At 67.2% G+C, this 8,627-nt stretch carries 9 protein-coding genes; 7 read left to right on the forward strand and 2 right to left on the reverse strand.

Going from position 1 to position 8,627, the window contains the following annotated elements:
* Positions 1–45 precede the first annotated feature (45 nt).
* From CRJ03_RS16240 to CRJ03_RS16255, 4 genes are all read left to right on the forward strand, one after another.
* On the forward strand, positions 46–243 hold the full coding sequence (locus CRJ03_RS16240) for a twin transmembrane helix small protein (RefSeq protein WP_104019912.1): 198 nt from the start codon (positions 46–48) through the stop codon (positions 241–243).
* Between the two features lie 12 nt (positions 244–255).
* A complete protein-coding gene (locus CRJ03_RS16245) occupies positions 256–828 on the forward strand; it encodes a cob(I)yrinic acid a,c-diamide adenosyltransferase (protein WP_104019913.1) in 573 nt (190 codons plus the stop codon).
* 170 nt (positions 829–998) lie between these two features.
* Positions 999–1,757, forward strand: coding sequence for an electron transfer flavoprotein subunit beta/FixA family protein (locus CRJ03_RS16250; protein ID WP_104019914.1), 759 nt, complete (start codon positions 999–1,001; stop codon positions 1,755–1,757).
* Positions 1,757–2,683 (forward strand): FAD-binding protein, encoded by a 927-nt coding sequence (locus tag CRJ03_RS16255; protein ID WP_104019915.1) that lies wholly within the window; start codon positions 1,757–1,759, stop codon positions 2,681–2,683. The genes CRJ03_RS16250 and CRJ03_RS16255 overlap by 1 nt, the downstream gene beginning before the upstream one ends.
* Positions 2,684–3,191: 508 nt before the next feature.
* Here CRJ03_RS16255 and CRJ03_RS16260 read toward each other — a convergent pair.
* Complete coding sequence (locus CRJ03_RS16260; protein ID WP_104019916.1) at positions 3,192–4,025, reverse strand: DUF6473 family protein; 834 nt, start codon at positions 4,023–4,025, stop codon at positions 3,192–3,194.
* 161 nt (positions 4,026–4,186) lie between these two features.
* Between CRJ03_RS16260 and CRJ03_RS16265 the strand changes: the two genes are divergently transcribed.
* Entirely contained in the window at positions 4,187–5,062 is an 876-nt protein-coding gene (locus tag CRJ03_RS16265; protein ID WP_104019917.1) for a 3-hydroxybutyryl-CoA dehydrogenase, read from the forward strand.
* A gap of 73 nt (positions 5,063–5,135) precedes the next feature.
* Here CRJ03_RS16265 and CRJ03_RS16270 read toward each other — a convergent pair whose 3' ends face one another.
* Positions 5,136–6,509, reverse strand: coding sequence for a cytochrome P450 (locus CRJ03_RS16270; protein ID WP_104019918.1), 1,374 nt, complete (start codon positions 6,507–6,509; stop codon positions 5,136–5,138).
* Between the two features lie 119 nt (positions 6,510–6,628).
* Between CRJ03_RS16270 and CRJ03_RS16275 the strand changes: the two genes are divergently transcribed.
* Both CRJ03_RS16275 and tuf read left to right on the forward strand, forming a co-directional pair.
* Positions 6,629–7,312 carry a hypothetical protein gene (locus tag CRJ03_RS16275; protein ID WP_104019919.1) on the forward strand — a complete coding sequence of 228 codons (684 nt, stop codon included), beginning with the start codon at positions 6,629–6,631 and terminating at the stop codon, positions 7,310–7,312.
* 137 nt (positions 7,313–7,449) lie between these two features.
* A complete protein-coding gene (gene tuf / locus CRJ03_RS16280) occupies positions 7,450–8,625 on the forward strand; it encodes an elongation factor Tu (protein ID WP_104017425.1) in 1,176 nt (391 codons plus the stop codon).
* The last annotated feature ends 2 nt before the right edge of the window (positions 8,626–8,627 follow it).

Consider the following 8,627-nt stretch of genomic DNA (forward strand, 5'->3'; position numbering starts at 1 on the left):
GTCCTAGATGCGCGGCAGACGCGATTCGAATGCAAGGAGGGGATCATGCTGAGCGACCCGCTTTTCTGGCTCGTGGCGGCGGGCTGCCTGGTGACGGCGGCGATCCTGATCCGGGGCATCCTTACCTTCGGCAAGGAGGGGGTGGAGAACGCCAAGCGCGCCAACAAGTACATGCGCTGGCGGCTGATCGCGCAGTTCGTGGCGGTGCTGCTGATCCTCGTGTTCGTCTATTTCCGCAGGTAGGGAGGCTGATTCATGGTCGTGCTCAACAAGATATACACACGCACCGGCGACGCGGGCGAGACCGCGCTGGGCAACGGTGTGCGGGTGGCCAAGCATTCGGCGCGCGTCACCGCCTATGGCACGGTGGACGAGCTCAACGCCACGCTGGGGCTGGCGCGGCTCCATGCCGAGGGCGAGACCGACGCGGCGCTGGCGCGGATTCAGAACGACCTTTTCGATCTGGGTGCGGACCTGTGCCGCCCGGACATGGAGAAGGACGGTGAGGCCGAGTATATCCCGCTGCGGATGGTGCCCGCGCAGGTGGACCGGCTCGAGGCCGAAATCGACGCGATGAACGGCCATCTCGAGCCGCTACGCAGCTTTATCCTGCCGGGCGGCTCGCCGCTGGCCGCGCATCTGCACCTGTGCCGCACCGTGGCGCGGCGTGCCGAGCGGCTGGTGGTGGAACTGGCGGCGCTGGAAACGGTCAACGAGGCGGCGGTGCGCTATCTCAACCGGGCGAGCGACTGGTTCTTCGTGGCCGCGCGCATGGCCAATGACTGCGGCAAGGAGGACGTGCTGTGGGTTCCGGGCGCGAACCGGTGACATATTCTGGAAAGGATCGCGGGCCACAAACCGTCAATACGTGGCGTCCGCGAACCGAAACGTGACGATTTTACCCTGTTTCCCGCGCGCATGAGCCGGTATCACCGCGCGGGAGAGCCAATCCGAGGGGCCGCGAGGGGCCGCTCATCACTGTAAGGGAGACCGTGCCAATGAAGGTGCTCGTGCCTGTCAAGCGCGTGATCGATTACAACGTCAAAGTCCGTGTCAAGGCGGATGGAAGCGGTGTCGATCTCGCCAATGTCAAGATGTCGATGAACCCGTTCGACGAGATCGCCGTCGAGGAAGCCATCCGCCTGCGTGAGGCGGGTAAGGCCGAGGAGGTGATCGCCGTCTCCATCGGCGTCAAACAGGCGCAGGAGACGCTGCGCACGGCGCTTGCGATGGGCGCGGATCGCGCGATCCTCGTGGTTGCCGCCGATGACGTGCATCAGGATGTCGAGCCGCTCGCGGTGGCCAAGATACTTGCCAAGATCGTCGAGGAAGAGCAGCCCGGCCTCGTGCTCTGTGGCAAGCAGGCCATCGACAACGACATGAACGCCACCGGGCAGATGCTGTCGGCGCTGTTGGGCTGGTCGCAGGCGACGTTTGCCTCGAAGCTGGAGATCGAGGGCGATCACGCGCTGGTCACCCGCGAGGTGGATGGCGGGCTTCAGACCATCAAGGTGACGATGCCGGCCATCGTGACCGTCGATCTGCGCCTCAACGAGCCACGCTATGCGAGCCTTCCCAACATCATGAAGGCCAAGAAGAAGCCGCTCGACGAGAAGACCGCCGAGGATTACGGCGTCGATGCGAGCCCCCGTCTGGAGGTGCTCAAGACCGAGGAGCCGCCGGCGCGCAAGGCGGGCGAGATCGTGGGCTCGGTGGACGAGCTGGTGGCGAAACTCAAGGAAGCGGGGGTCGTGTGATGGCTGTTCTTCTTCTTGCAGAAGTGACCGATGGCGAGCTGAACCTGGACGCGACCGCCAAGGCGGTGACGGCGGTGGCGGCGCTCGGCGATGTGACCGTGCTTTGCGCCGGTGCACACGCGGCGGCGGCAGGCGAGGCGGCGGCGAAGATCGCCGGTGTCGCCAAGGTCCTGGTCGCCGAGGATGCCTCTCTCGGGCATCGCCTGGCCGAGCCGACGGCGGCGCTGGTCGTGTCGCTGGCCGGCGATTACGATCACGTCGTGGCCCCGGCCACCACGGATGCCAAGAACGTGCTGCCGCGGGTGGCTGCATTGCTCGACGCGATGGTGATCTCGGACGTCTCTGGCGTCATTGATGGCGATACGTTCGAGCGCCCGATCTATGCGGGCAACGCCGTGCAGACGGTGAAGTCGAAGGACGCCAAGAAGGTCGTCTCGATCCGCACCTCGACCTTCGACGCGGCGGGCGAGCAGGCGGCCTGCGCCGTCGAGACCATCGGGGCCACCGACAATCCGGGCCTCTCCGAATGGGTCGAGGACAAGGTGGCCGAGAGCGACCGTCCGGAGCTGACCTCGGCGGGTGTCGTCGTCTCGGGCGGCCGTGGTGTCGGCAGCAAGGACGATTTCGCGCTGATCGAAAGCCTCGCGGACAAGCTGGGCGCCGCCGTTGGTGCGAGCCGCGCGGCGGTCGATTCGGGCTATGCGCCGAACGACTGGCAGGTGGGTCAGACCGGCAAGGTCGTCGCCCCCGACCTGTACGTCGCGGTGGGCATTTCCGGCGCGATCCAGCACCTTGCGGGGATGAAGGATTCGAAGGTCATCGTCGCGATCAACAAGGACGAGGAAGCGCCGATTTTCCAGGTCGCCGATTATGGCCTGGTGGCCGATCTCTTCACCGCCGTGCCGGAGCTGGTCGAGAAGCTCTGACGCGCGGGCGGCAGGTCGAGACAACGGGGCTCGCGCACAGGCGCGGGCCCCGCTTATTTTTGTCCGGCATAAGGGGCGTGATCCTTGCCTCGGTTGCTCGGACGGAGGTCCGAGGGGCAAGTGAGCGGACCGGAGCGGACCGTGGCCGGGCGCGATTGGCCTTGAGCGGTCGTAGCCGTGAGCCGCGCATCGGCGGGCCGCGGTGCGGCGAACCGACGGATTTTCAGGGCGCTTTATGCCTGCCGAATCCGAAAAACCTGTTATCGGTGCGCGAGCTTAGACAAATCGCCGTGCCGGGGGGCGGCCCGGCGATGCGCGGCGCCCTTCGGGCTTGATTCCGCGCGGGGACATCAACCCAACGATCGCAACAGGCCATTCCGGTCGATGGCCCCGGCCCGATGTCGTGCGCATTCCGGCTCAGAACCGTTCCCCGGCTGTCTTGCTCACGCGGATTGACCCGGTGTTCGCCCCCCGCCTCCATCGGGTCTCGTGTGTCGGGTGGCGACCGCTAATCCTTGAGCAGCGGGGTCAGCACGGGGTGCAGCGCCAAGGCCACCTCGCGATGCGCGAGCGGGCCGGGCAGGGCGGCGGCGACATCCTCCTGCATCGGCGGAAAGCGCATGCCGCGCGTGCCCTGCGTGCGCGCCGCACCGGACGCCACCACCAGCACCGTCGCGGCGGCGTGGGGGGCGAGGGCGTCGAGCATGGCGCGGCTGACGAAGGCGGGATCGGCGTCGATGGCCGCGCTACCCGCGCCGTCGCCCGGTGCGTGGTTGGCCTGCCACAACAGCACCACCGGCGGCGCGAGCCCGCGCAACACCGCCGACATGCGGGCGAGCCACGCCTCTTGCACCGCCGCGCGCAGCCGCGCGAAGCGCGCGGACGAGATCGCGGCGAGCCGGCGCATGAGGTGGCGGGTGAAATGGAACTCGGTGAAATCCACCTCGGCGTAGAGAACGCGCAGCGCGTCCGTTGCCGCGACGAAGCGGTCGTTGCGGCGCGGATGCACCCGGTAGAACGGGTTGGAGAGGTTCATCGCGCAGGGCAGTTGCAGCACCACCGCGCGTGCGCCGCGTGCGATTTTCTGCATCGCCGCGTCATTGGCAAACACATCCGGCCCGGCATTGGGCAGGCCGAGATTGACGCAAGGCGTGCCCAGATCGTCCTCGAGCAGGGCGGGCCAGGGCCTTGCCACGAAGCTGCCATGGGTGCCGGTGCTGCCGATGCAGGCCACGTAAGCCCCTGTCAGGCCGCGCCGTGGCCCGCGAAAGACGAGCCGCGAGCCCGGGTAGCGCACCGGTAGATAATCGAGGGGCTGCCGCCCCATGCGTTCGTAAGCCATCGGTCCCACCCGTTTTCAGTCACCCGGAAGCGAGGCTCGATGATTCGCCTTTCCATTTCCCTAAACCTCGAATTCGTGGCGCATTTTAGCGGAATCCGGCCCTTGCGGCGCGTCCCCGCCGGGGCCTATGTTGTGCGCGTGAAGCGAGGAAAGGGCGGTGCATGGACATCCGGACAGTGGGCGTTGTGGGCGCGGGCCAGATGGGCAACGGCATTGCCCACGTGATGGCGCTTGCGGGCTACGAGGTGCGGCTCAACGATGTCAGCGCCGAGGCGCTGGACAAGGCGCTGGCCACCATCCGCAAGAACATGGAGCGGCAGGTCAGCCGCGAGAAGATCAGCGAGGCCGAGATGGAGGCCGCGCTGGCCCGCATCGTGCCGGAGGCGGCGCTCGAGACGCTCGGGGCGTGCGATCTCATCATCGAATCCGCGACCGAGCGCGAGGAGATCAAGCAGAAGATCTTTGACGCGCTGCTGCCGCACCTGGCGGAGCACACGATCCTGACCTCCAACACCTCGTCCATCTCGATCACGCGGCTGGCGAGCCGCACCGACAGGCCGGAGAAATTCATGGGGTTTCACTTCATGAACCCGGTGCCGGTGATGCAATTGGTGGAACTGATCCGCGGTATCGCCACCGACAAGGAGACCTTTGACGCCTGTCTCGCGGTGGTGGACCGCCTCGGCAAGACGGCGGCGAGCGCCGAGGATTTCCCGGCCTTCATCGTCAACCGCATCCTGATGCCGATGATCAACGAGGCGGTCTATACGCTCTACGAGGGGGTGGGCAACGTGCGCTCCATCGACCGGTCGATGAAGCTCGGGGCCAATCACCCGATGGGGCCGCTGGAACTGGCGGATTTCATCGGTCTGGATACGTGTCTGGCGATCATGAACGTGCTGCATGACGGGCTGGCAGACACCAAGTACCGGCCCTGTCCGCTGCTGACCAAGTATGTCGAGGCGGGCTGGCTCGGGCGCAAGTCCGGGCGCGGGTTCTACGATTACCGCGGCGAGGAGCCGGTACCGACGCGGTGAGGGCGGGCGCATGCACGCGCCTTTACTCTGCGCGGGAGAAGCTCGGATGGTCCGCTCCGGCCTATTCCCCCTGTCACACCTCCTCGGCCATCAGCCACACGCCACCCTGCGGGCGCAGCGTGATGATCATCACCGGGTCCGGGTCGCGCCCCGGCACCGGGGTGAAGCGGAACCGTGCGAGCAGGGTGGCGAGGATGATTACCGCCTCCTGTAGCGCGAAGCTCGCGCCGATGCAGATGCGCGGCCCGTCGCCGAAGGGCAGGTAGGCATAGCGCGGCACCGCCTTGCGGTCGGCAAAGCGGTCGGGGCGGAAGGTGTCGGGTGCCTCCCACAGCATGTGGTGGCGGTGCAGCGCGTAGATCGGGATGATGACCGTGTCGCCGGGCCTGATCTCGCGCCCGCAGAGCGTATCGGGGGCCATCGCCGTGCGCGACACCATCCCCGCGGGCGGGTAGAGGCGCAGCGCCTCGTCGATGATCTGGCGGATGAAGGGCAGGCGCGCCACGTCCTCGCCGGTGGCCGCATCGCCCGAGAGCACCGCGCGCGCCTCGGCGCGGGCGCGGTCCTGCACCTGTTGGTCGAAGGCGCAAAGGTAGAGCGACCAGCCGAGCGTGAGCGCGGTGGTCTCGTGGCCTGCGACGATGAAGGTGAGCAGGTTGTCGCGCAATTCCGGCGTGTTCATGCGGCGCTTCGTCTCGGGATCCTCGCCTTCGAGCAGCAGGTCGAGCAGGTCTGGCACGCCGTCGGGGCCGCGCGCGCGACGCGCCTCGACCGCCGCGTCGGCGACGCGCTTCATCTCCTTCACCGCACCCCCGGCCATCAGCCGCCCGGGGCGCGGCACCCAATCGGGAAAGCCCAGGATATCGAACAGCGAGATGCGCCCCGCCTCGGCGATATAGGCGTCGATGCCGCGATGCACGGCGTCGGCGTCGAACGTGCCGTCGCCGGAAAAGGTGACATCGGCGATCACGTCGAAGGTGGTGCGCACCATGTCGGCGGCCACGTCCACGGCGCGCGGGCCCGCGTCTGCGATGCGATCGGCGCTGCGCGCGGCGGCGGCGGACATGACCGGCGCGAGGTTCATCACGTTGCGGTGCGAGAACACCGGCGCGACGGTGCGCCGCTGCCAGCGCCAATGCGCCCCCTCGGCGATGAAGAGCGAGTCGCCGATGGCCGGGCGCAGCAGGTTCTTGGTGACCAGCGACTTGGGATAGTTGTCGAGGTTTTCCAACAGCATTCGCCGAATCGCGCCGGGGTCCGTCACCATGTGCCAGCGCTTGCCCGTGCGGCCCGACACCATCGGTTGGCGGGTGGCAATCTCCGGGATGATCGACAGCACGTTCTCGCGCGCCGCGCGCAGCGACCCCAGCACCCCGAGCGGCTCGGTCACGAGCGGCACGCGCACGGGCGCGACGGGCGGGGCGGTATCGGTGGTGGCATCGGTCATCGCGGGGCCCCTTGACTGCTATACCTGATATAGGGTCGGTGGGCGCGGGCGGCAAATCGTTGCGCCGTGGCGCGGGCTGCGTTAAGCCTCTTCGAGTTTATCATAATGGGAGGCCGCATATGCGCCGTTTCATGGCCCTTCTCGGCCTTCTGGCCGTCGCCGCCTGCACCAATGCCAACGATCTCGACAGCGAGCCCGCCTACCTGGGTAATTTCCGGCTTGGCCACAACGTCGTGGTGGCACCGAACCTGACCAAGGGGCCGGTCTCGCGCGCGGCGAGCCAGGAGGAGTGGATCGACGCGATGACGCGGGCGATCAACGAGCGGTTCACGCGCCATGAGGGCTCGAAGCTCTATCATCTCGGGGTGAGCGTGGAGGGCTACGTGCTGGCCATTCCGGGCGTGCCGGTGGTGGCCTCGCCGAAATCGGCGCTGATCCTCAACGTCACCGTGTGGGACGACGCGGCGGGCAAGAAGCTCAACGAAAAGCCCGAACTCATCACCGTGGTCGAAACGGCCTCGGCCAAGACGGTGATCGGATCGGGCCTCACCCAGAGCAAGGAGGTGCAGATGGAGCACCTCAGCCGCAATGCCGCCAAGCTGATCGAGAACTGGCTCAACCGGCAGAACGACAATCTCGGCTGGTTCGAGGATGACGGGCGGCCCGCCAAGGAAAAGATCGGGCTGATGTCCGGGCGCCCCGAGGCAAATCCTGCCCCGGCCGCGGAGCCCGCGGACGCCGGAGAGACGGGCGAAGAGACGGCGGAGCAGGTGCGCGAAGAGGCTGCGGAGGCGGTCGAGTGATCCCCGGGCCGCAGCGGCCTGCCCGGTCGTGCCAAAACGGCCACGGGCCGCTTGATTTTCCCCCCGTAACCCCCTAAACGGCGCGCGGAGCAAGAACCGGGCCCGGCGGCCCCCCAACTGACAAGGTGCCCAGAGAGATGGCGAAGGAAAAGTTTGACCGTTCGAAACCGCACGTGAACATCGGCACGATTGGTCACGTTGACCACGGCAAGACGACGCTGACGGCGGCGATCACGAAGTATTTTGGCGATTTCCGGGCCTATGACCAGATCGACGGCGCGCCGGAGGAGAAGGCGCGCGGGATCACGATCTCGACGGCGCACGTGGAATACGAGACCGACGCGCGCCACTACGCCCACGTCGACTGCCCCGGCCACGCCGACTACGTCAAGAACATGATCACGGGTGCCGCGCAGATGGACGGCGCGATCCTGGTGGTGAACGCCGCCGACGGGCCGATGCCGCAGACGCGCGAGCACATCCTGCTGGCGCGCCAGGTGGGGGTGCCGGCGCTGGTGGTGTTCCTCAACAAGGTCGACCAGGTCGATGACGAGGAGCTTCTGGAGCTGGTCGAGATGGAAGTGCGCGAGCTTCTGAGCTCTTACGATTTCCCCGGCGACGACATCCCGATCATCGCGGGCAGCGCGCTGGCGGCGATGGAAGGGCGCGACCCGGAGATCGGCGAGAACAAGATCCGTGAGCTGATGGCGGCGGTGGACGAGTTCATCCCGACGCCCGAGCGCGCGGTGGATCAGCCGTTCCTGATGCCGATCGAGGACGTGTTCTCGATTTCCGGCCGCGGCACGGTGGTGACGGGGCGCGTGGAGCGCGGCGTGATCAACGTCGGCGACGAGATCGAGATCGTCGGCATCCACGACACCAAGAAGACCACCTGCACCGGTGTCGAGATGTTCCGCAAGCTGCTCGACCGCGGCGAGGCGGGCGACAACATCGGTGCGCTTCTGCGCGGGATCGACCGCGAGGGCGTCGAGCGCGGGCAGGTTCTGTGCAAGCCGAAATCGGTGACGCCGCACACCAAGTTCGAGGCCGAGGCCTATATCCTGACCAAGGAAGAGGGCGGGCGGCACACGCCGTTCTTTGCCAACTACCGGCCGCAGTTCTACTTCCGCACGACGGACGTGACCGGCACGGTGGAGCTTCCCGAGGGCACGGAAATGGTGATGCCCGGTGACAACCTGAAATTCGCTGTCGAGCTGATCGCCCCCATCGCCATGGAAGACGGCCTGCGCTTCGCCATCCGTGAAGGCGGCCGCACCGTCGGCGCCGGCGTCGTCAGCAAGATCATCGAGTAATC

The sequence above is a fragment of the Roseovarius nitratireducens genome, assembly GCF_002925845.1.
Lineage (GTDB): Bacteria > Pseudomonadota > Alphaproteobacteria > Rhodobacterales > Rhodobacteraceae > Roseovarius > Roseovarius nitratireducens.